Origin of the sequence: Bacillus sp. V5-8f (assembly GCF_002863565.1) — a bacterium.
GTDB lineage: Bacteria > Bacillota > Bacilli > Bacillales > DSM-1321 > Peribacillus.
Window position 1 is genome coordinate 86,500 of sequence record NZ_PGUW01000024.1, and the last position, 21,994, is coordinate 108,493.

General features: G+C 42.2%; 19 protein-coding genes and 1 pseudogene. 16 read left to right on the forward strand and 4 right to left on the reverse strand.

The window, feature by feature from the left end:
- Positions 1-71 precede the first annotated feature (71 nt).
- Entirely contained in the window at positions 72-674 is a 603-nt protein-coding gene (gene rpsD, locus CUU64_RS19315) for a 30S ribosomal protein S4 (RefSeq protein ID WP_101635301.1), read from the reverse strand.
- Positions 675-1,150: 476 nt separating this feature from the next.
- Here rpsD and CUU64_RS19320 point away from each other — a divergent pair, with 476 nt between their 5' ends.
- The gene (locus CUU64_RS19320) at positions 1,151-3,025 is read left to right on the forward strand and encodes a sensor domain-containing diguanylate cyclase (protein WP_101635302.1); all 1,875 of its coding nucleotides are present in this window, start codon (positions 1,151-1,153) and stop codon (positions 3,023-3,025) included.
- A 362-nt stretch (positions 3,026-3,387) separates the two neighbouring features.
- Here the strand turns inward: CUU64_RS19320 and CUU64_RS19325 are convergent, their stop codons facing one another.
- Positions 3,388-3,867: a GAF domain-containing protein gene (locus CUU64_RS19325; RefSeq protein WP_101635303.1), complete on the reverse strand. Its 480-nt coding sequence runs from the start codon at positions 3,865-3,867 to the stop codon at positions 3,388-3,390.
- Between the two features lie 154 nt (positions 3,868-4,021).
- Between CUU64_RS19325 and refZ the strand changes: the two genes are divergently transcribed.
- A complete protein-coding gene (gene refZ, locus CUU64_RS19330) occupies positions 4,022-4,684 on the forward strand; it encodes a forespore capture DNA-binding protein RefZ (protein WP_101635304.1) in 663 nt (220 codons plus the stop codon).
- Here the strand turns inward: refZ and hisJ are convergent.
- On the reverse strand, positions 4,658-5,497 hold the full coding sequence (gene hisJ, locus CUU64_RS19335) for a histidinol-phosphatase HisJ (protein WP_101635305.1): 840 nt from the start codon (positions 5,495-5,497) through the stop codon (positions 4,658-4,660). The genes refZ and hisJ overlap by 27 nt on opposite strands.
- Positions 5,498-5,652: 155 nt before the next feature.
- On the opposite strand from hisJ, the gene ezrA reads away from it, so the two are divergent.
- The 7 genes from ezrA to rarD all read left to right on the forward strand — a co-directional run bounded on the left by ezrA (position 5,653) and on the right by rarD (position 15,393).
- On the forward strand, positions 5,653-7,347 hold the full coding sequence (gene ezrA / locus CUU64_RS19340) for a septation ring formation regulator EzrA (RefSeq protein ID WP_101635306.1): 1,695 nt from the start codon (positions 5,653-5,655) through the stop codon (positions 7,345-7,347).
- 155 nt (positions 7,348-7,502) lie between these two features.
- Positions 7,503-8,642 carry a cysteine desulfurase family protein gene (locus CUU64_RS19345; protein WP_101635307.1) on the forward strand — a complete coding sequence of 380 codons (1,140 nt, stop codon included), beginning with the start codon at positions 7,503-7,505 and terminating at the stop codon, positions 8,640-8,642.
- Between the two features lie 5 nt (positions 8,643-8,647).
- Positions 8,648-9,859 carry a tRNA uracil 4-sulfurtransferase ThiI gene (gene thiI / locus CUU64_RS19350; protein WP_101635308.1) on the forward strand — a complete coding sequence of 404 codons (1,212 nt, stop codon included), beginning with the start codon at positions 8,648-8,650 and terminating at the stop codon, positions 9,857-9,859.
- A 136-nt stretch (positions 9,860-9,995) separates the two neighbouring features.
- Positions 9,996-11,582, forward strand: coding sequence for an acyl-CoA synthetase MbcS (gene mbcS / locus CUU64_RS19355; protein ID WP_101635309.1), 1,587 nt, complete (start codon positions 9,996-9,998; stop codon positions 11,580-11,582).
- Between the two features lie 191 nt (positions 11,583-11,773).
- Entirely contained in the window at positions 11,774-12,589 is an 816-nt protein-coding gene (locus tag CUU64_RS19360; protein WP_101635310.1) for an STAS domain-containing protein, read from the forward strand.
- A gap of 129 nt (positions 12,590-12,718) precedes the next feature.
- On the forward strand, positions 12,719-14,347 hold the full coding sequence (locus CUU64_RS19365; protein WP_101635311.1) for an amidohydrolase: 1,629 nt from the start codon (positions 12,719-12,721) through the stop codon (positions 14,345-14,347).
- Between the two features lie 116 nt (positions 14,348-14,463).
- Positions 14,464-15,393 (forward strand): EamA family transporter RarD, encoded by a 930-nt coding sequence (gene rarD / locus CUU64_RS19370; protein ID WP_257985601.1) that lies wholly within the window; start codon positions 14,464-14,466, stop codon positions 15,391-15,393.
- Positions 15,394-15,519: 126 nt separating this feature from the next.
- Here rarD and ppnK read toward each other — a convergent pair.
- Positions 15,520-15,652: pseudogene (gene ppnK / locus CUU64_RS22800) on the reverse strand (NAD kinase); the annotation flags it as partial.
- 200 nt (positions 15,653-15,852) lie between these two features.
- Here ppnK and sppA point away from each other — a divergent pair.
- From sppA to CUU64_RS19410, 7 genes are all read left to right on the forward strand, one after another.
- On the forward strand, positions 15,853-16,860 hold the full coding sequence (sppA, locus tag CUU64_RS19380; RefSeq protein WP_101635312.1) for a signal peptide peptidase SppA: 1,008 nt from the start codon (positions 15,853-15,855) through the stop codon (positions 16,858-16,860).
- 12 nt (positions 16,861-16,872) lie between these two features.
- Positions 16,873-17,436 carry an RDD family protein gene (locus CUU64_RS19385; RefSeq protein ID WP_101635313.1) on the forward strand — a complete coding sequence of 188 codons (564 nt, stop codon included), beginning with the start codon at positions 16,873-16,875 and terminating at the stop codon, positions 17,434-17,436.
- Positions 17,437-17,518: 82 nt separating this feature from the next.
- Positions 17,519-18,202 (forward strand): DUF2953 domain-containing protein, encoded by a 684-nt coding sequence (locus tag CUU64_RS19390; protein ID WP_180954683.1) that lies wholly within the window; start codon positions 17,519-17,521, stop codon positions 18,200-18,202.
- A 17-nt stretch (positions 18,203-18,219) separates the two neighbouring features.
- Complete coding sequence (gene ytfJ / locus CUU64_RS19395) at positions 18,220-18,714, forward strand: GerW family sporulation protein (protein WP_101635315.1); 495 nt, start codon at positions 18,220-18,222, stop codon at positions 18,712-18,714.
- 137 nt (positions 18,715-18,851) lie between these two features.
- Positions 18,852-19,352 carry a thiol peroxidase gene (gene tpx, locus CUU64_RS19400; protein WP_101635316.1) on the forward strand — a complete coding sequence of 167 codons (501 nt, stop codon included), beginning with the start codon at positions 18,852-18,854 and terminating at the stop codon, positions 19,350-19,352.
- Positions 19,353-19,547: 195 nt separating this feature from the next.
- The gene (locus tag CUU64_RS19405; protein ID WP_101635317.1) at positions 19,548-20,537 is read left to right on the forward strand and encodes a class I SAM-dependent methyltransferase; all 990 of its coding nucleotides are present in this window, start codon (positions 19,548-19,550) and stop codon (positions 20,535-20,537) included.
- A gap of 223 nt (positions 20,538-20,760) precedes the next feature.
- Entirely contained in the window at positions 20,761-21,951 is a 1,191-nt protein-coding gene (locus tag CUU64_RS19410) for an acetate kinase (protein WP_101635318.1), read from the forward strand.
- The last annotated feature ends 43 nt before the right edge of the window (positions 21,952-21,994 follow it).

Genomic DNA, 21,994 nt, shown 5'->3' on the forward strand with positions numbered 1-21,994 from the left:
AGGTTTTTTTACTTGATAGTAAAATTTATTCAAAACAAAAAACCCCCATCCGAAGATGAGGGTTCTCGTTATTAACGAGAGTAGAATTCAACGATAAGAGCTTCGTTGATTTCAGCAGGCAATTCAGAGCGTTCTGGTAAACGAGTGAATGTACCTTCCAATTTATCAGCATCAAAAGTCAAGTAATCTGGAACGAAGTTGTTTACTTCGATAGATTCTTTAACAGTATCAAGGTTGCGTGACTTTTCACGAACACTGATTGTTTGGCCAGGAGCTACTCTGTAAGATGGAATGTCAACGCGTTGTCCATCAACAGTGATATGTCCGTGGTTTACAAGCTGGCGTGCTGCACGGCGAGTGCGAGCAAGGCCAAGACGGTAAACAACGTTATCAAGGCGTGATTCAAGAAGTACCATGAAGTTTTCACCGTGCTTACCTTGAAGTTTTCCGGCTTTATCGAATAAAGTACGGAATTGGCGCTCATTTACACCATACATGTGACGAAGCTTTTGCTTCTCCTGTAATTGCATTCCGTATTCGGAAACCTTTTTACGTTGATTTGGACCATGTTGTCCAGGAGCGTAAGGACGCTTTTCTAATTCTTTACCAGTTCCGCTTAAAGAAATTCCCAGACGGCGGGATAATTTCCAGCTTGGGCCAGTATAACGAGCCATGAATGACTCCTCCTTCAATGTTTTTATTTGGGTAAAATAAAAACCGGTTGTGAATACAATCATGCCCATTTTGTTTTCATGTACCTTCGCCCTAGCAGCAGAGGGTTACGCGATACACCTCTATGAAAGAGGAACAAAATGAAACATAAAGGCTACACAATAGGCTGCAATATTTTACACAAAGAATATTATATATTTTTTCTTCGATCCCTGTCAAGGGCATTTTAATAATATAAAAATAGACGAAGTAATAGGATTCCGACAAGGACAATTTCACTTATGAAACGAAATAGACATAAATTTTTGAAGAATTTTTGTTTGCCAAGGTTTATAATGAAATAGAAGAAATCATTTTATTAAATAAGATTCGTTATAATTTTACTACAACACATAGAGATTAGGACTTGGCTAACTTCAACACAGCACATGTTTTATGATAAAAGCGAATTTTAAATGAAAGGCAACCGCTTATAGGGATGAGAGAGATGGAACATCAAAAAACTCAATTGCTTTATGATTTAAGGACAATTTTTTTTGAAAATATGGATTTGACGAACGGAAATGTCCAATATGACCGGTTTGTCCGAACCCTGCTTTTAGCAATTAAACGGTCGCTTGCAGTCCAGGAAGTGACATTCTTTAAACGTGATGACTGGCAACAGCGTGTATTCATAGAGGCCTCCACGGAAAGCAGCTTGGACAATCATATGTTTGATTGCGATAAATTATATGTGGCCATGGAAAGTGCAGTTGGGAAACGTTATTTTTATAATGACCATCCTGTTCCTGAGTTGCAGGAATATCAAGCTCTTCTGCCCATCAAAGAAAAAAGGGGGATTACGGGACTTGTCGCTGTTAAAGAACAAACCAAGGGATCCCTGTCAAGAATCGGCCCTGAAGCAGCTCAGCTTTTAACCGATGAATGCATCAAGCTTCTTGAAACCGCCTTTAATCTTAATAAGGTCGTGTTCGAGGAAAAACGGTATAAACAATTGTTCAGGGTAACAGAGAAATTTCATTCTTCGATGAGTATGGATGCCGTGCTAGGCGAAATTATCAATACGCTACTGGAAGTCTATCCATTCTTCACTTATTACCTGATGCTGTCCCATGATAATAACAATCATGCAAATCTGCCAATTAAGGACTTGGAATATGACAGTGAAAATGTTGCGGCAATGCAGGCCTTCGTAACTGGTACAGTGCAATTTGAGGATTCGTTGGCAGCGAAAAGGTCAGTTCTTTATGCTCCCCTTAAAGGAAAACAAGGTGTTTATGGTGTTCTGCAAGTAATAGCGCCTAATTCACTTGTGTTTCCGGAAAATGAAGTAGGGTTTATTTCCTTGCTTGCAAATACGGCAGGAAGCGCTCTTGAGAATGCCCAGCTATATCAACAGTCTAAAAGGCTTATTTCTGATCTCCAGCTTATCAATGAAACATCGCACCGGTTAAATTCCAACCTTCGCTTAAGTGAAACGATGAGTTATATGAGGGAACAAATTGTTAAATCCTTCAATGCCAGTGAGGTCGGATTTATTTTCCTTCTTCCAAACGGAGACGTACAGCCTCTAACAGGGAGCTCGGAGTTTTTCCAGACCAAGGAAGCCGAACATTATATCCGCTATTCAAAAGAGAAGATTGATTTTGATAAGGAATCCCTGTTTATCGGTGATTTATCGCTTCAGAATTTGAACGGAAAGATGAGATATCGCTCCTTAATGGCTGTTCCAATGATCCAAAGCAGTTCCCTGAGGGGATTTTCAGTTGTCCTTCACGAAGAGCCGTATTTTTTTCCCTTTGAAATGTTTAAATTGCTTCAGTCCCTCATTCACCATTCCACCCTTGCTTTGACGAACTCCATGCTCCGCGAGGAACTTGAAAAAATGGTCATAACTGACCATCTGACACGACTGTATTCGCGCAGCTATCTGGATGAAAAAATTCTTCAATCAATGAATGAAGATGAAGAAGGAACGTTCATATTAATTGATATAGATGATTTCAAAAAGGTAAATGACACGTATGGGCATCAGGTAGGAGACGAAATATTGATCCAGGTTGCCCAGTTGATCCATGGCAACATCCGTGAATCCGACATTGGTGCAAGATGGGGCGGAGAAGAACTGGCCATCTATTTGCCAAGACTTCCGCTTCAGGTAGGTGTAAGCATTGCCCAGCGGCTTTTGAAAAAAGTCAGTGAGCTTTCCAACCCGAAAGTAACTATATCCTGCGGGGTGTCTTACTGGAAAAAGGACAGGATGGATGATGCCAAGGCATTGTTCAAGCGAGCTGATGAGGCTTTGTATCTTGCGAAAAATACGGGAAAGAATAAAGTTGAAGTGTTAAATTAAAAAGGTCACTGGCTGCCCTTTTATAATGAGCCGGCTAACATCTGCCTTGTCCAGTGGCAGAGTTTCGTCCTTCATCTTGGGCTATGAAGGACAAAATCTGTGCAACCAGGAAGCAAAATGTCCTTCAACGGGGTTATGAAGAACAAAATCCTAGCCACGGGAAGGAAAAGTCATGTCAGCAGCAAGAAATGCTTCCTTCAAAAATCTTCGCAGCCATAAACAATTAAGCTCTTCTTGGTGATATGAACGACTAGGCACCACTTTCCTTCTTGTGGTGTTTTAGCGTTCCTTGACCAAATAAAAACCCGGCGGACCCAAATCAAAGAGGGTTCGCCGGGTTTTGTGTTGGCTCCACTTTTTAATTAAATGTGCTTAGCGAGAATATCAACATATTTTTCAAGCATCAATTGATCCATTTCGTCAAACCTGTTTTTGATCGGGCTGTCAATGTCTAGAACACCAATCAATTCCTCATTTTTGATGATCGGTACAACGATTTCAGATTGTGAAGCTGCATCACAGGCTATATGCCCGGGGAATAAATGCACGTCTTGTACACGCACTGTTTTTCTGTGCAGAGCGGAAGAGCCGCAAACGCCCTTGCCAAAAGGGATTCTTACACAGGCCGGTAAGCCCTGGAAGGGACCAAGAACTAATTCTTCCCCCGCGGACAAATAAAATCCTACCCAGTTGACTTGATCCAAGAACTGATTAAGCAGGGAGGCAGCATTGCTTAAATTGGCAATCCTGTCCGTTTCATCTTCTACTAACGCGGCAAGCTGCTTCAGTACAAGCTCGTAATTTTCTTCCTTCGTTCCTTTGTATAATTCGACATTAAACATGAACAACCACCTTACTTCCACTTAAAATTACAGCTATCCCCATCAATTCCATCTAACCGTAAACAACGTGTCGAGAAGTTAATAGAGGATAATCACTTAAAGAGATAGAATAGAAGCTTCATAGCATTCTCACCAAAAAGCGAGGGGAAATCGAGTGAACCGTCGGACTCAAACTAAACAAGCCATTTTAGATGCCGCGCTTTATTTATTCCATATAAAAGGCTATCATGCCACATCAATTCGGGATATTGCGGGAAAAGCACAGGTTAATCCGGCGAACATCGCCTATTATTTCAAAAACAAACAAGGTTTGCTAGAATTTTGCTTCATCGCTTACTTTGAACAGTATATTGAGATCCTGGAACGGAATGTCGAGGGAATTGACAAAAAAGGAGCAGCAGTCTGCCTGATGGATATGGCAGCAGATATCCTTAGCTACCAGCAAAAGAATTTCCTGGCAGCCAGTTTCATTAATGGTGAATTTTCGTTAGATTCCAATTTAAACAGGGAATTTCTCTCCACTTATTTGACGAAAGAGAAATATTTTTTTCAACAGGTACTGGAGACTGGAATGGCCAAGAATGAGTTCTTGGTTATTTCGGTGCCGATCTTTATTCTCCAGCTAAAAGGACTGCTTACTGCCCCTGTCATCCATTCGCAGTATTCAAGGGAACTTCTTTATATGATGCCCCAGGACACTTATTATCACGAAAAGTATACGGAACAGGTTTGCCGTTTCCTCGAATCCACCCTTTTTGTATCCCAGGAATTCGTGAGCCGCCGAGAAACCTCAGCTATTGCTTTTATAAATATTTGAACGCGCCGTTATTAATGAAGCTGCGTTGATTAACGCCCCGAAACCCTGCCCTAGATCCTTTGCCTGATGTGCATCAGAGCCATATACCATTGGAATGCCAAGTTGCACGGCATGACGAATGAACCTTTCGGAGGGATACGGTTCGCCACACAGTGGTTTTACCACACCTGCCCCGTTGTAGTCCAGCTCGTAATTTTTCTGTCGCATGACTTCGAGAATGCTGTATACCCGCCTGTCAAAATTTGCGTCAGACGGGAATTGGCGCTGAAATTTATGGACCAACGTTATATGGCCGATGCGGGAAGGTTTATATGCTCCAAGGTCGGCATGCAACGATTTTTCAACGGTAGAATAATAACGTTCGTAAACCCTGTCGACTGAACCGAGCTGCCGTGATATGTTCCCGAACATCTCGGCACTGAAATCAAGGCAATGCCAGTTATTGCCGTGCTTGATGAAATGTACGGACAGGATACTATCATCTAGCCGGGGCCCTATTTTATCCAGAAAATCTCTTGTTTGTGCTTCATATCCCTCAATAAAGTCGACCTCAAGCCCGAGGTTGATTTTTATTTTGCCCCTGTAAGTTTCCTTCAATGAACCGATTTGATCCAGATATTCAGGCAGATGTACAGGATTCATGCCACTGTCCTTTTCCGGGGTAGGGTCAATAAACCCTTCAGGCAAGGGGGCATGTTCGGTGAACGATATTTCTTCAATTCCTAACCGAATTGCTTCCTCAATATATTCTTCAAATCTATCAAGCGTCCCATGCGGGCAAAACGGAGTATGGACATGGCCATCGTATTTCATAAAGGAAACTCCCCTCTTATCCATATTTCTACAAAAAAATTCAATTTCGTAGCCAAAAATTAATGTTAACATGGTATCATAAAAGCATTGAATTGGACATGTAATGAATGAAAATAGATGAAAGAATTGTTTTGGCTTAGATTAGGGGGCTTATGATGGGATACATACTTGGTATTATCATAATTATTTTGGCTTTTATCATATGGGGTTATTTTTTCAAGAAAAAATATTTTGCCGAAATCGACCGGCTGGAGTCGTGGAAGATTGATATTATGAACCGTCCGGTTCTGGATGAATTATCTAAGGTAAAACAGCTCAACATGACTGGTGAAACGGAAGAAATGTTTGAAAAATGGCGCAGAGAATGGGACGAGATTATTACTGTTCATATGCCGGAAGTGGAAGAGCTTTTATTCGATGCGGAAGAATATATTGATAAGTACCGTTTTGCAAAATCCAAAGAAGTCCAGAGAAAAATAGCTTCTAAATTAAAGGAAATCGAAGATACCATCAAAAACATTCTTACAGAGCTGAATGAGCTGGTCGGAAGCGAAGAAAAGAACAGGCTTGAAATCGAAGAATTAAAGGGTTTATATCGTTCTTTGAAGAAATCGCTATTAACCCACCGCCATAGCTATGGAAAAGCGGCCTCGAAATTGGAGACGGGGCTGGATGAGGTACTGGAGATTCTGCAGCAGTATGATAGTGCCACAGAAAACGGGAACTATCTGAATGCCAGGGAACATGTGTTATCTATTAAAGCCAGATTGACACTCATCAGCACCAAGATGGAACGGGTACCACAGCTTTTGCTTGAATGCCAGTCATCCCTTCCGTCGCAGTTGGAGGAACTGAAGGAAGGATATAAAGAGATGCTTGCGCAGGGATATGAGCTTGACCATATCCAGTTTGAAAAGGAAGTAAGCAGGCTGGAAAGGGATCTTGCCGTGTATGCGGAGCACCTGGAAAAGGCAGAGACTGAAGAGGTTGAACAAGGTGTCCAGGAAATAACTGAGAGTGTAAATGTGCTGTATGAGCTTCTTGAAAAAGAGGTATTCTCCAAACAGTATATCCAGAAAAACCAGGATCTGTTGACGGAAGATATCATGGGCCTTGAATATGAAAATGACAAGTTAAAGGCAGAAACAGCGATTGTTCAGCACAGCTATCAATTAACAGAAAGCGAGCTGGACGCACAACGTAAGCTCGATAAACAAATAGCCCAGATCACTAAACGGTATAGTCTCCTGCGCTTGAAGCTGGAGGAAAATGAAGGATCTCACTCCTCGTTGAGTGAAGAGATGCAGGAAGTGGAGGTCCAAATCAAGGCCGTTAAAGAAGAACAAGTGCTTTTTTCTGGAAAACTTCAAGCTTTACGCAAGGATGAAATGGAAGCGCGGGATACTTTAAAAGAACTCATTAAGAAGATGGCAGATACCAGCAGATTAATATCCAAAAGCAATTTGCCCGGCCTGCCTGAGCAATATAGATCTTATATTTTGGAAGCAGACGAAAGCCTCAATGATGTTCAGGCAAAATTGGAGGAAAAGCCGCTTGATATGGCATCTGTCCATATTTATCTGGAAAAGGCTGTGTCTACCATAAACGAGCTTCATGACCGTACAAGGCAACTGATTGAGCAAATGTTACTGGCAGAGAGGGTCATACAGTACGGCAATCGGTACCGAAGCCGGTATCCGCAGGTTGCAGAAACCCTATGGGAAGCAGAAGAGAAATTTAGGAATTTTCAGTATGAGGGAGCCTTGGAGCTAGCTGCCGCGGCCATCGAGAAAGTCGATCCAGGAAGCCTTAAGAGAATAGAAGCTAATGTTGAAGAAGTTCTTTCTTAAATATCTAATCTAGAGAACCGGTCCATTCGCCGGTTCTCTGTTTTTGTTCCGGTTTTATTTATCGGATGACCCAAAGCTTGTATGATATGGTGTAGCCTAAAGTATGTTAATATTAGAAGTTGAATATTGGAGAAAAACAATAGAAGGTGACAAGCATGATCTATTTTGATAACAGTGCTACTACCAAACCATATCCGGAGGTCATTGAGTCCTTCGTTAAAGTTTCGACTAATTTTTTTGGGAATCCGTCATCATTGCATGGAATTGGCGCCCAAGCCGAGAAATTGCTGGCAAAGGCAAGGGATCAAATCGCCGGGCTGTTGAATATCAGGAGTTCTGAAGTATATTTCACCTCTGGAGGGACAGAAGGCAATAATCTGGCCATAAAAGGGGCGGCACTAGCCAATTCTGGAAAAGGGAAGCATATCATCACAACCGCTATTGAACATGCTTCCGTTTTTGATGCATGTCATTATTTAAAGAATCACGGTTTCGAAATAACCTATCTCCCAGTGGATACGATCGGCCAAATTGATATCGAAGAATTAAAAAAGGCAATAAGGAAAGATACCATTTTGGTTTCTGTTATGCATGTCAATAACGAAACAGGAACCATCCAGCCGATTGAGAAAATAGGTAAAATTCTCTCCACATTCCCAAACATCCTTTATCATGTCGATCATGTACAAGGCGTGGGCAAGGTGCCTCTTGATATAAAGAAATCTGGAATCGATTTGTGTACAATATCAGGGCATAAATTCCATGGGCTGAAAGGAACAGGTGTGTTATTCATCAAGGATGGCACCAATATTTCCCCTTTGTTTTCAGGCGGCAGCCAGGAGTCCAAAAAAAGGAGCGGCACGGAAAATGTAGCGGGAGCTGTTGCCCTTGCTAAGGCCCTGAGAATCACGATGGAACATCAAAGGACGGGAATGGACAGGATGAAAACCATCAGGAAGATATTGTTGGAAGGGCTTCGGGCTATTGAAGGAATCGAAGTCAATAGCCCAAGGGATGGAGCGCCACACATTTTAAATTTTTCGGTTCCCGGGCTTAAATCGGAGGTTTTCGTTCATGCTTTGGAGGAAGACGATATATTCGTGTCCACGACAAGTGCTTGTTCCTCCAAGAAAAAATCGCCAAGCCGAACGGTGATGGAGATGTTCGGCAGCGAGAAAAGGGCAGAAAGCATCATCAGGATTAGCCTATCCTATGAAAATGAACCGCATGAAGCAAAAAGGGCAATTGAAGTAATACACAATACAGTGAAAAATTTACAAAAAGTAATGAGGTAACAATAATGGAATTTGATCATATTATCATCCGTTACGGAGAGATATCCACGAAAAAAAGGAATCGTAAAGGGTTTGTAGATAAACTAAAAGCCAATATTAGACGGGTGCTTGAAGAATATGAAAATGCCAAGCTTTCTGCAAGCCGGGACAGGATGTACATTCTTTTGAATGGGGAAGATCATAAGGAAATCATAAACCGTTTGAAAAGCGTTTTTGGAATCCAGTCCCTTAGTCCTGCATTAAAGGTTGAAAGGGACATAGAGGCAATAAAAAACGCAGCTCTATTCTATTACAACCAGCTTTCCGGGCAGACTGCCACGTTTAAGATTACGGCTAAAAGGGCCGATAAAAATTTTCCATACACTACGGATGAGTTAAACCATATCCTGGGCGGACACCTATTGAAACATACAGAAGGAGTAACGGTCGATGTAAAGAATCCTGATTTTAACCTTAGGGTGGAAGTCAGAACGGAAGCCGTTTATTTAACGGGTGAAATCATACCTGGTGCTGGAGGTCTGCCACTTGGTTCAAGCGGCAAGGCAGTGCTGATGTTATCCGGCGGGATAGACAGCCCGGTTGCAGGCTTTTTATCTATGAAGCGCGGCCTGGAGATTGAATGCATTCATTTCTTCAGCCCTCCCTTCACTAGTGAACGATCCAGGCAGAAGGCCGTTGACCTGGCAGGTAAACTGGCTGAAGTGAGCGGAAAAGTGAAGCTTCATATTGTGCCTTTTACAGACATTCAGCTTCTTATCCAAAAGCAAATCCCGGAAAACTATACCATGACGACGACACGCCGGATGATGCTGAAGATTGCAGACAAAATCAGGGAGCAGCAACAAGCAATGGCAATTGTTACAGGAGAAAGTCTCGGACAGGTTGCCAGCCAGACATTATATAGCATGTACGCTATTAATGAAGTAACCAATACACCCATTTTGCGGCCTTTAATCACGATGGACAAGCTAGAAATTATTGAATTGGCAAAAGGTTACGATACCCTTGAAATATCAAACAGGCCATATGAGGATTGTTGTACTGTGTTTACTCCGGCAACGCCGAAAACGAGGCCACGCCGAGACAAGGTGAATTTTTATGAAAGCTTTGTCGATTTCGAAGAATTGGTGAACGATGCTGTCAATAAAGTTGAAACACTTATAATAGACAATCAGAAGAAAAACCCTGATGGCATTGAAATGGAAGATCTTTTTTAAATCAATGCATCTACTTAGAAGCGAATTCCTCGCTTCTATTTTTTTGTTATCATAATATTGCCAATAGATAAAATATTGAAAATTTCATATAATTAAACCAAGGAAAGTGAGTAAGTAAATAAAAGGGGGACACAATATGAATGGCCTGGATTTGCTGGCTCCGGAGAAGTACAATCTTGTAAGTGAGATCGAACATTTTGCACAAAATCCGCAAAGGTTAGCATTGCAATGGGAAAATGAATCAGGTGATCGAAAAGAAATTACATATTCGGATCTCATGGCAAGTGTGAATAAAATTGGTAACGCTTTCTTGCAGGCCGGTCTCCAAAAAGGGGACAGAGTGTTAGTGATCATTCCCCGGCTAATTGAAACTTACGCGGTATATATAGCAGCGTTGAAGGTCGGGATGGTAGTCATCCCAAGCTCGGAAATGCTTCGGTCAAAGGATATTCAGTACAGACTAAACCATGGCGAAGTAAAAGGAATCATCATCTACCATTTATATACAGAACAGATTAATGAAGTAAAAGAGGCAGAGAGTGTAATTAAATTCTCAGTTGGAAAGCAGGTTCACGGCTGGCGGGATTTGGATTCCGAAATGAAAGGTGCTTCAGGCGTTCTCGAGTTGGCAGATACCAAAAGCGGTGATACTGCGTTTCTTTCCTATACATCGGGTACAACCGGAAATCCTAAAGGTGTAGTCCATACGCATGGATGGGCCTTTGCCCATCTTCGTACCGCTGCAGAACACTGGCTTGGGATCCGTGAGGGGGATATAGTGTGGGCAACAGCAGGCCCTGGCTGGCAAAAGTGGATTTGGAGTCCGTTTTTATCTGTTCTTGGCTCTGGAGCAATAGGGCTTGTGTACAATGGGAAGTTTGAGCCGCAGAAATATCTTCAACTGATCAGGAAGCATAAAGTAAACGTGCTGTGTTGTACCCCGACAGAATACAGATTGATGGCCAAGGTTGACAATTTGGCTGAATATAGCTTCCCTGCCCTCCATAGCGCTGTTTCTGCAGGAGAACCGTTAAATAGGGAAGTTATCGATACCTTCCGGAAACACTTTCATCTTGAGGTCCGTGATGGATATGGCCAAACGGAAAACACCTTGCTTGTAGGTGTGGCCAAAGGAATGGAAATAAAGCCTGGTTCTATGGGTAAGCCAACACCAGGAAACAGGGTTGAAATAATTAACGAAGCCGGTGTGGTTTGCAAGCCCGGTGAGGTAGGCGATATAGCGGTTCATGTAGATACACCTGCATTGTTTAAGCACTATTTTAAAGACCCTGAGCGTACTGCCATGCAGTTCCGGGGAGAATATTATATTACCGGAGATAAAGCGAAAAAGGATGTAGACGGTTATTTTTGGTTCGAGGGGAGAAGCGATGATATTATTATCAGTTCTGGGTATACGATAGGACCATTTGAAGTGGAGGATGCACTTGTGAAGCATCCCTCCGTTAAAGAGTGTGCCGTTGTGGCAAGTCCGGATCCCGTTCGGGGCAATATTGTTAAAGCATTTGTTGTGCTCCGGGAAGGCATTAATCCCGAGGTCCCTGATCTGATAAAACAACTGCAAGACCATGTAAAGGGATTAACCGCGCCGTATAAGTATCCAAGGAAAATTGAATTTGTAACAGACCTCCCTAAGACCACCTCGGGGAAAATACGCCGGGTTGAATTGCGAAATCAGGAGCTTCGCTTGCTGAACAATTCCTGATTGAAGAGCGCAGCACTAGCCTTTTAGCTGGTGATGTGCTTTTTTATGCCGCTTGCACATGTGACTTGTCAATCTGAACATGCCTCCCATGCTCGATGCGGCACGTAAATTGATATTGGGTGTATGCTTTAGGTATAGTAGTACAAGGAGCCCTAATCGGCTTCATAAAATTTAAAGCGAGGGTAACTATAGTGAATTCGATTGAAAAAGTTGCTGACTATCTTAAAGAGCACGCTAAACCGCTTGCAGATGAATTGGTTGAAAAAATTGTCCAACGGTTTGATTTCCCGGTTTTAGAAGGGGAAATAAATCAAGCCAAAGAGGTTTATTTCGAATTTTTGGGCTTTCTCAGCCACTCGATCGTTTCCGTAAAAAATGAGGTTCCAGACGGCCTTATTGAATGGAGTAGGAAAAATGGAGAACAGGAAGCCATTTTAAAGGGCAAGATTTCAGGAATCATTATACGTTACCCTGCCACCAGACAAGTGTTTATAGAACGCTTTGCGAGTATCAGTATGGATCACGGATTATCTGCAGAGGATATCCTGATCATCAATATGCGAATAAACTACCTGCTAGATATCAGCATTTATGAGACGATTGTAGCTTTTGAACGGTTCACTGATAAGATCATAAAGCAGGCCCAGGAAGAGGTAAATGAACTATCAGCCCCTGTTGTTCCCATTCAGGCTGGGATTGCGGTATTGCCGTTAATTGGCTCCTTCGGCTTTGATCGGGCGCAGGCTTTAATTGAAAAGGCAGTTGCGAAGGTGGCAAACCAGGGAATAGAGTGTATTATTATAGATTTTTCCGGTCTCATTACAATCGATGATGAGGTAGCCAGCCAAATTTTTAATATCAATAGTATTTTTCGTTTATTGGGTATAAAGGTTATTATTACCGGACTGCGTCCGGAGTTAGCTCAAAAAGTTGTTGCGCAGGGATTTGATTTTTCTCATATTGATACATATGCTAATGTAAAGCAAGCGATAGAAAGCTTGGATTAATATACAGCGGTCTATGAAAGAACCATTTTCTTCTGCAGCTTCACTCATGTGCGGCTGCTATTTTATTAGAGTGAAAATTTCTCATGAATTGTTTTGACTAATCCAAACTTGAGAAACGGAGTGCATGGAATGGGAACCATTTGGCATAATGGGCTTATCTATACTTTGGAACAGGAAAATAAAACGGTCGAGGCCGTTTTTACGGATGAAGGCAAGATTATTGAAGCAGGTACTTTTGAATACCTTAAGGAGATTTATCTTTCAAAGATAACGAGAGAGATAGACTTGCAAGGGAATACGATGATCCCCGGGCTGGTTGATAGCCATATGCATCTTGTCGGGCATGGGGAACGATTATTGAGGCTGGATTTGTCAGTATTCAAGAGCAGAGAGGAAGTTATTCAGGCTGTCGCGCAAAAATGCCAAACCACACCAAAAGGTGATTGGATTATAGCTGAAGGATGGAATGAAAATGAATGGACAAGTCCCGATTTAATTTTACTCGATGATCTTGACCGTATTTCAACCGATCATCCGCTTGTTTTAAAGAGGATCTGTCGGCATGCCATGTCGGTGAATTCTCGTACATTGTCGGAAACAGGGATTAATAACAGCATACATGAACCAGCGGGCGGGGTAATCGGTCGATATCAAGACGGCAGGCTCAACGGAATCTTTAAAGAAAAACCGGCGATGGAACTTATTACTGCAAGCATACCGGGGATTTCCGAGGCCTACGTAGAAGAGGCGCTTCGCACGGCTATAAAGGATTGTTACCGCCTCGGCATAACCGGCTGCCATACTGAAGATTTAAATTACTACAACGGTTTCCGTCCTACATATGACGCTTTCGTCTCTGTGATTGAAAAAGGCGGCATGGCTTTTCGTGCCAGCCTCCTTGTGCATCATGAGGCAGTGGATGATATGCAGCAAGACCACCATATTTATGGGGAAGGAACATCGTATATTACGTTTGATGCCATGAAGATATTTGCGGATGGGTCACTTGGAGGGAACACCGCACTATTGAGCCGGCCGTATAAAGACAATCCTGAAACACAGGGAGTCGCGATTTTTTCCCAGGAGGAATTGGAAGGCCTTGTTAAAAATGCAAGAAGCATTGACATGCCAGTTGCCGTCCATGCCATAGGAGATCTTGCCTTTGCCAATGTCCTTGATGCAATCGAAAAAATCCCCCCGAAAAGAGGGCTTAGGGATCGGTTAATCCACGCCCAGATTGTAAGGGAGGATTTATTGGACCGTGCAGCGTCCCTACCGGTTATATTCGATATTCAGCCAGGGTTTGTTGCATCCGATTTTCCATGGGTCAACGAGAAGGTAGAGGAAGAACTTCTGAAATTCTCCTACGCCTGGAAAACATATAGTAAAAAGGGGATTATATGCGCTGGAGGCTCTGATGCGCCGATTGAACCTTTACATCCTTTCTGGGGCATCCAAACTGCTGTAACAAGGATGAAGCCAGGCGGCGCATGCCGAACCATTTATGGACAGGAAGAGTGCTTATCTATCTATGAGGCAGTCTCGCTTTATACAAAAGGAAGCGCATTTGCAAATGGCTGCGAGAATATAAGGGGACAAATCAGAAAAGGTTTTGACGCGGATTTCACTATTGTTGATCGAAATATTTTTAATATCAATCCTGCAACACTAGTACAAACTAGGGCGCTAATGACGGTCATTGATGATAAAATTGTCTATCAAGAAGAAGGAAATGCAATTCTAATAAAAAAACTATAGAATTCTTGTCTACCTCCCATTATAATAGAATTTATTTCGAGTTTAGAAATAAAAGTAAACTTCCATAGTTGGAGTTCTTAATGCCCGCATGCGGCATAATGGGGAGTGTGGAACAAGTGAAGCTTAGAAATGAAAATGAAGGAGTGTTTTATGCCGCTCTTTCTTATTTTATTTGGGGAATTATTCCAATATATTGGAAATTGCTCCAGGATGTACAGGCATATGAAATACTTGCTCACCGGGTACTATGGTCTTTTGTCTTCATGATTGGACTATTGGTCGCGACGAAACAATGGAAAGGTTTTGTTTCCTACGTAAGGGAGATTGCAGGCAATCGGAAGAAGCTTTTCGCGTTGCTTGGCGCCTCGCTCTTGGTTAGTGCCAACTGGGGCATCTTTATTTGGGCCGTAAATTCAGGGCATATCCTTCAAACAAGCCTTGGGTATTATATTAATCCCCTTGTCAGTGTCCTTTTGGGAGTCATTGTGCTAAAAGAAAAATTGAGCGGCGCGCAAGTTTTATCATTTGCCTTGGCAGCCGTAGGCGTTTTAATTTTGGGGATACATTTCGGACAAATACCGTGGGTTTCGCTGCTGTTGGCGATAACTTTTGGGCTTTATGGATTGGTCAAAAAGCTTATCAATGCGGACGCCGCCATCGGGTTGACACTTGAAACGATGATGGTAACGCCGCTTGCCATCGGCTATTGGATCTATCTGCTTTTTACAGCCCATTCGGAATTCTTCGTTTCTGCCGATACAGCCCTGCTGTTAATGGGCGGTGGAATTGCCACTGCGCTTCCTCTCTTATATTTTGCTAAAGGAGCGCAGAAGGTTCCGTTATCAATGTTGGGATTCCTGCAATATATCGCTCCAACCATCACTTTAATCCTAGGGGTTTTCTTGTATCATGAAACTTTTACGAAAACCCATCTGCTGGCTTTCATCTTTATTTGGAGCGCTCTTACCATCTACTCCCTCTCCATGACGAAATGGGGAACAGCCGGTGTACAAAGGATGAAAAACCTGCTGAAAATAGGAGCATAATAATTAACGAGACAGAGGAACGGCTCATGCTGTTCCTCTTTTTTAAAATAATAGAAAGTATAGCTTCAACGAATAAGGGGATGTACTAGGAATACAAAGAAATCCAAAAGGTCTTCTAATCTGCCTCTATAAAAATGTTCTCCTGACTTTTCCCAGAAGGAATGGTCGCGCAATTTAATAGTTTTGATTTGTTTTCCACTTAAGGATACTCTTATTTTTCAACATGGCTAATGCTCATTGCTTCATTATCCAAGCCGATGTATCTTCCGGGTAGAAGAAATAAATATTTTTGCGATTGGTCATTATCTCTCCTCATTCTGAAAAAGTGTATTCTTTTCCATTAACTGAATACTTTGGTACAATACTGAAATGTGCTATTAGTGTATCATGGTATGGAAACATTTTGAAAACGTAAACGTGATAATATTCGTAATGTTTGAAGCTTGAGGAGGAACAATTATGAACGGGAAACGGTGGGCTGCGCTTGGAATTGCGGTGGTGTTATTTTTTGTGTCGATTGGCACTAGTATCGCCACATCACTTTTCTTTGCCGATACAGATGAACTTTTGAACGAGATGTTTGCTTCTGACCAGGAATTTATGGAAGAGGTAATGGAAGGCGAGGATGAACTTAATAAAATAGCCGTTTTTGATGTGGATGGAGTGATTCAGGATACTGGGGAAACAAATCCTATTATGGGTGCCGGCGGCTATGACCACCGCGCTTTCATGGACAAGCTGCAAATGGCGAAAGATGACCGGAGTATCAAAGGGATTGTCCTCCATGTCAACTCCCCAGGTGGCGGAGTGGTTGAAAGCGCTGAAATACATGACAAGATAAAGGAAATCCAAAAAGATACGAAAAAAACGGTCTTCATCTCCATGGGTTCCATGGCTGCATCAGGAGGCTACTATATATCAGCACCTGCCGATAAAATCTTTGCAAGCCCCGAAACGATAACTGGGTCACTGGGAGTCATCATGCAGGGATATAACTATGAGGAACTCGCGAAGAAATATGGGGTTGAGTTTGTTACGATTAAAAGCGGGCCATATAAAGATATTATGAGCCCAAATAGGGAAATGACAGCGGAAGAACGAAAAATCCTGCAATCGATGATCAACAATTCTTATGATCAATTTGTAAAAATCATTGCCGACGGGCGGAATATGCCGGAAGACAAGGTCAGGAAGTTAGCTGATGGAAGAATATACGATGGGCGCCAGGCTAAAGAAGCAAATCTAATAGATGAATTCGGCCACCTCGAAGATGTAACAGATGCAATGAAGAAAGAAATAAACAGTCCAAACGCTCAGGTGGTGCGATATACAGATGCAATGGGCTTCGGTTCTCTGTTGGGAGTGAGTGCACAGAAGCTTATGGGAAAAGACCTGGAAACAGCAGGCCTACTTAAATTGCTTTCGCAGCCAAATTCTCCACGCCTTATGTATTTGTATGCGGAATAGGGGGATGGAGAAATGAATGAACGTAATGAAATAACGCAGGACAATTGGGCTAGCAGCGTCGCCAATAGTGATACTTCTATAGATCATTTCGAGGGCGATACAGCAGGTTCCTCAGCTTCAGAAATAAGGGGGCAAACTCACCAGGTTACCTCCGATATAGATAAGGTACCGCCATTTGCGGGGTTTTGGATGAGGTTTTGGGCATATTTGGCTGATTTAATTATTATCGGCAGCATCAATCGAATCATAGTGCATCCAATTTTTACAGCATTGGATGTATCGGAAAATGGCTGGTTCTCGGCAGAAAACTTATCTACTGCCATCATTTTTTACCTGTACTTCACGTTGATGACAAAATATGCTGGCCAAACATTGGGAAAAATGATCTTTGGATTAAAAGTGATCAGCCTAAAGGAAGAAAAACTTTCATGGGGAACGGTGCTATTCAGAGAGTTCATCGGCAGGTTCATTTCGAAGACCATCATCATAGGCTACATTATTGTGGGGTGGCTACCGAAAAAGCAGGGCCTTCATGACATTTTTGCAGATACTTCCGTTATATTGGATAAAAGATAGGATCATCTCCTGCTGACTTGGATCAGCAGGTTTATTTTTTTTCCAAAGGCCGATAATGGTTTTTGGAAAGGTGTGGGCGTTTATGGTATGGGCTTTAGGGATAATAGGAATTGTTCTTGCACTGATTCTTTTACTTATGTTCACAAGGATGAAAATAATCGTACATTACCATCATCAGCCACCAGACCCCGATGTGTTCTATATACAATTCCGGGCAGGGTTCGGGATATTACAATACACGATGAATGTACCATCCAATAAAAAAAACAGGAATCCTTCCAAGAGAACGGATACCGGTTCTTTCGGTTCAAAAAATGATCTAGAAAAGGCATCCAACAAGGCCAACTTCCTGGAGGAGGCTATAAATGGTTTGCATCAACCGGGACAATTGATTAACCAGGTCTCAGCTTTCTCTCGGCCATTAAAGAAAATTATACATAAGGTGAAAGTAAGAAAGCTTGAATGGCATAGTTTAGCAGGGGCAGGCGATGCCAGCTATACAGGAACAATGGCAGGGGGATTCCTGGCTGTAAAGGGAGCAATAATCGGTATGCTCTATGAATTTCTGCTATTTAAGAGACAGCCCATCTTTTCCGTGACCCCTGATTTCGCTCGGGCTGTGTTTTCTACCTCTATCACTTGTATATTCCAGCTTCGTATCGGAGAAGCTATATTAGCAGCAATAAAACTTTTGCGTTATTTGAATACGCAAAATATAAAAACTAATACAAACGAATATAAGAGGTCAGAAGAACAATCGATATAGAGTGGAGGAATGAACAGATGGCGGACCATCCAATTGAAGGCTTAATGACCGCAGCAATGGAAAATCTGAAGGAGATGGTTGATGTTAACACAATCATAGGCGATCCCGTAGAAACTCCTGATGGAAGTGTCATCTTAACAGTTTCGAAGGTAGGGTTTGGTTTTGCAGCCGGTGGAAGTGAGTTTATCCTGGACAGCGGTGGCTCTGGGGGAGGTTCACAGGATAAGCAGCCTTTTGGAGGGGGGAGCGGGGGTGGTGTATCCATAACACCCATAGCTTTCTTGATTGTCAGCTCACAAGGCGTGAAGCTGCTACATCTGGAACAAGGGACACATCTGCTTGAAAAAATAATCGATACAGCACCTTCACTCGTTGATAAGATACAGAATATGCTCTCCGGAAATGGAAACCAAAAGCAAGAGCAAGAAAATAAAAATCAGGATAATCAGAAACAACAAAAGAATCGCCAGAAATCAGGAAGAAGCAGCTATTCCCAGGATTTTGATATTTAAAGGAGATTACAAAACGCATGGGGGGGATATTCTCCCCTTTTTTACGTTAGCTGTACAGGAAAATCATTGCAAAGAATTCCCCGAGGCCATATCATTAACACTGTACATATTCATTGATTTAAAGGAGGAAATTTACCATGGCATCTGTAACATTTAAAAATAATCCTGTTACATTGGTAGGCAGCGAGGTAAAAGCAGGAGATCAGGCTCCAGATTTCACGGTACTAGCGAATGATCTTTCCGAAGTGAAATTAAGCGATAGCAAGGGGACTGTCAGAATTATCAGCGTTGTGCCTTCCATCGATACTGGTGTATGCGATGCACAAACAAGAAGGTTTAACGAAGACGCATCCAAAATCGATAATGTGCAAGTATTAACGATCAGTGTCGACCTGCCATTTGCGCAGAAACGCTGGTGTGCGGCAAGCGGCCTTGACAATGTCCAGGTGCTCTCTGACCACCGTGATTTGTCGTTTGGTGAAGCCTATGGTGTTGTTATAAAAGAGCTTCGTTTATTGGCGCGTTCCGTTTTTGTTATAGATTCCAGCGATAAAGTCGTTTATGCGGAGTATGTCAGCGAAGGGACAAATCATCCAAACTACGAGGCAGCAATCGAAGCTGCAAAAGCTGCGAAGTAATCCCCATTTTTTACAAAGGTTTGGCCGCTTACGTGAATTATTTGCGTAAGCGGCTTTTTTTAGCCCAGCCCTTCATCATTTTTATTTTATTTTAGTAAATCTCAGTTCATTTACCGCGTCTCACAATCCCATAACTTGTGTCAAGGTAGTTCGACGGATAAAATAAGAAAAGATTATAACAGGAGGAAGTTAGAAGTGAATTTTACCCCAATCGAAGATTTATTTGAGAATTTTAATAAAACAGCACAAATTCTTCAAGAAGAATTGTCATGTACCTATTTAGATGCACTTGGTGAAACGGGAGAAAACTTTTTTCACGGCCAGGTCATTCAGGAGGAGGTTAGCGAACTTTCGCGGAAAAGACTTTCGAAAATTTACCATAGCTTTTCCGGCCAAAATTATTCGAAAGAAGAGATTCGGAAAGCATACCAGCTCGCGATATTAAAAGGGATGCAAGAAAACATTCAGCCTAACCATCAGATGACACCTGATGCAGTGGGAATGTTTGTAAGCTATTTAATCGGCAAATTTACACATAATAAACAGGAATTATCCATAATTGATCCAGCTGTCGGAACAGGGAATCTTCTTTTTACCATTATGAATTATTTATCGGGCAAAAAGATTTCTGGATATGGTGTGGACATTGATGAAACATTAATTAGGCTGGCCTATTCCAGTGCGAATCTTCAGGAGCACTTCGTCCAATTCTTTACTCAGGACAGCCTTGAGCCGCTGTTTATTGATCCGGCTGACATCGCGGTAAGCGATCTGCCTGTCGGGTATTATCCAAATGATGTAAGGGCCGCAGATTATGAACTGGCTGCAGAAAGTGGACATTCCTATTCCCATCACTTATTTATTGAGCAAAGCGTCAAGCATGTAAAGGACGGGGCATATTTATTTTTTATCGTCCCAAACGGGATATTTCTCTCAGAAGAAGCACCTAAGCTAAATGCTTACTTGAAACAATATACCCATATACAAGGTATGGTGCAGTTACCTTTATCGATGTTTAAAAGTGAGGCCGCTGCCAAGAGTATATTAATCATCCAGAAGAAAAAAGAGGGCATCCAAGCACCGAAAAATGCTTTGTTGGTGAACCTGCCCAAGCTTTCCGATGCGCCTGCGACCAAATCGGTGATGGGCAAGATTGATGACTGGTTTCAGCAGGAAAAGTACTAATCTTCTTCATAAAAGCTAATGACCTTTTTGTCATTAGCTTTTATATTCATATTATCGAAAAAATTTGAATTCATTCTATTTTACATGTAAGCGCAAACAGGCATATATAGTGCTTGAAAAGCATGATATTCAATGATTAAATGTAAAATTGTTACGACATTTTATGCTAACAACTGAACTTTACTAATAATTTATCCTTAGCATAATGAAAAGGAGCAGAAATATGTCAAAGATTATTGCCATCAACGCAGGCAGCTCCTCTTTGAAATTTCAATTATTTGAAATGCCGAACGAGGAAGTCATCACGAAAGGGCTTGTGGAACGGATCGGTTTACATGATGCGATTTTTACCATCACTGTTGACGGTGAAAAGATCACTGAAACAACCGATATACCGAATCATGCTGTAGCGGTAAAAATGCTATTGGAAAAGTTAATTAAGCATGAAATCATTCATTCCTATGACGAAATAAATGGAGTAGGACACCGGGTAGTGCACGGTGGGGAAAAGTTCAATGATTCTGCAATAATAACGGAAGAAACCGTGAGGGCTATCGAAGAGCTTTCTGATCTTGCTCCGTTGCATAATCCAGCAAATTTGACAGGGATTAAAGCATTTCAGGAAATCCTGCCAAATATTCCGGCAGTGGCGGTTTTTGATACAGCCTTCCACCAGACAATGCCAGCTTCCTCTTATTTATATAGCTTGCCATATGAGTATTACGAAAAGTACGGCATCAGAAAGTACGGTTTCCATGGAACCTCTCATAAATACGTTTCCCAAAGGGCAGCAGAAATGCTGGGACGGCCGCTTGAACAGCTTCGTTTGCTCTCTTGCCATCTTGGGAATGGTGCAAGTATTGCAGCGATTGAGGGCGGAAAATCCATTGATACCTCAATGGGCTTCACTCCTCTCGCAGGTGTCACCATGGGAACGAGGTCAGGGAATATCGACCCGGCGTTAATCCCATATATCATGGAGAAGACAGGTAAAACGGCTGATGAGGTCCTTGATGTCCTAAACAAGAAAAGCGGTATGCTTGCAATTTCTGGTTTCTCAAGTGATCTTAGAGATATTCAAACGGAAGCCGAAAAGGGAAATAAGCGGGCTGAATTGGCTCTGGACGTGTTCGCGAATAGAATCCATAAGTATATTGGATCATATGCTGCCAGAATGAGCGGTATAGATGCGATTATATTTACCGCAGGAATTGGAGAAAACAGTGAAGCTGTCCGTGCGCGAGTACTTCGCGGCTTGGAATTCATGGGAGTATACTGGGATCCATCCTTAAACAAGACACGTGGAGAAGAAACATTTATCAGCTATCCTCACTCACCAGTAAAAGTCATGGTTATTCCTACAGATGAAGAAGTAATGATAGCTCGTGATGTTGTACGTTTTGCAAAGATATAATAGATTGTATATCCCTCATTGGAACAGCAGCGTTCCATGGGGG

Excerpts from the sequence above, each read along its gene's own strand:
- rpsD (WP_101635301.1), bottom strand. The coding sequence starts at position 674 with ATGGCTCGTTATACTGGCCCAAGCTGGAAATTATCCCGCCGTCTGGGA.
- CUU64_RS19320 (WP_101635302.1), top strand. The coding sequence starts at position 1,151 with ATGAGAGAGATGGAACATCAAAAAACTCAATTGCTTTATGATTTAAGG.
- CUU64_RS19325 (WP_101635303.1), bottom strand. The coding sequence starts at position 3,867 with ATGTTTAATGTCGAATTATACAAAGGAACGAAGGAAGAAAATTACGAG.
- hisJ (WP_101635305.1), bottom strand. The coding sequence starts at position 5,497 with ATGAAATACGATGGCCATGTCCATACTCCGTTTTGCCCGCATGGGACG.
- ezrA (WP_101635306.1), top strand. The coding sequence starts at position 5,653 with ATGGGATACATACTTGGTATTATCATAATTATTTTGGCTTTTATCATA.
- CUU64_RS19345 (WP_101635307.1), top strand. The coding sequence starts at position 7,503 with ATGATCTATTTTGATAACAGTGCTACTACCAAACCATATCCGGAGGTC.
- thiI (WP_101635308.1), top strand. The coding sequence starts at position 8,648 with ATGGAATTTGATCATATTATCATCCGTTACGGAGAGATATCCACGAAA.
- mbcS (WP_101635309.1), top strand. The coding sequence starts at position 9,996 with ATGAATGGCCTGGATTTGCTGGCTCCGGAGAAGTACAATCTTGTAAGT.
- CUU64_RS19365 (WP_101635311.1), top strand. The coding sequence starts at position 12,719 with ATGGGAACCATTTGGCATAATGGGCTTATCTATACTTTGGAACAGGAA.
- sppA (WP_101635312.1), top strand. The coding sequence starts at position 15,853 with ATGAACGGGAAACGGTGGGCTGCGCTTGGAATTGCGGTGGTGTTATTT.
- CUU64_RS19385 (WP_101635313.1), top strand. The coding sequence starts at position 16,873 with ATGAATGAACGTAATGAAATAACGCAGGACAATTGGGCTAGCAGCGTC.
- CUU64_RS19390 (WP_180954683.1), top strand. The coding sequence starts at position 17,519 with ATGGTATGGGCTTTAGGGATAATAGGAATTGTTCTTGCACTGATTCTT.
- ytfJ (WP_101635315.1), top strand. The coding sequence starts at position 18,220 with ATGGCGGACCATCCAATTGAAGGCTTAATGACCGCAGCAATGGAAAAT.
- tpx (WP_101635316.1), top strand. The coding sequence starts at position 18,852 with ATGGCATCTGTAACATTTAAAAATAATCCTGTTACATTGGTAGGCAGC.
- CUU64_RS19410 (WP_101635318.1), top strand. The coding sequence starts at position 20,761 with ATGTCAAAGATTATTGCCATCAACGCAGGCAGCTCCTCTTTGAAATTT.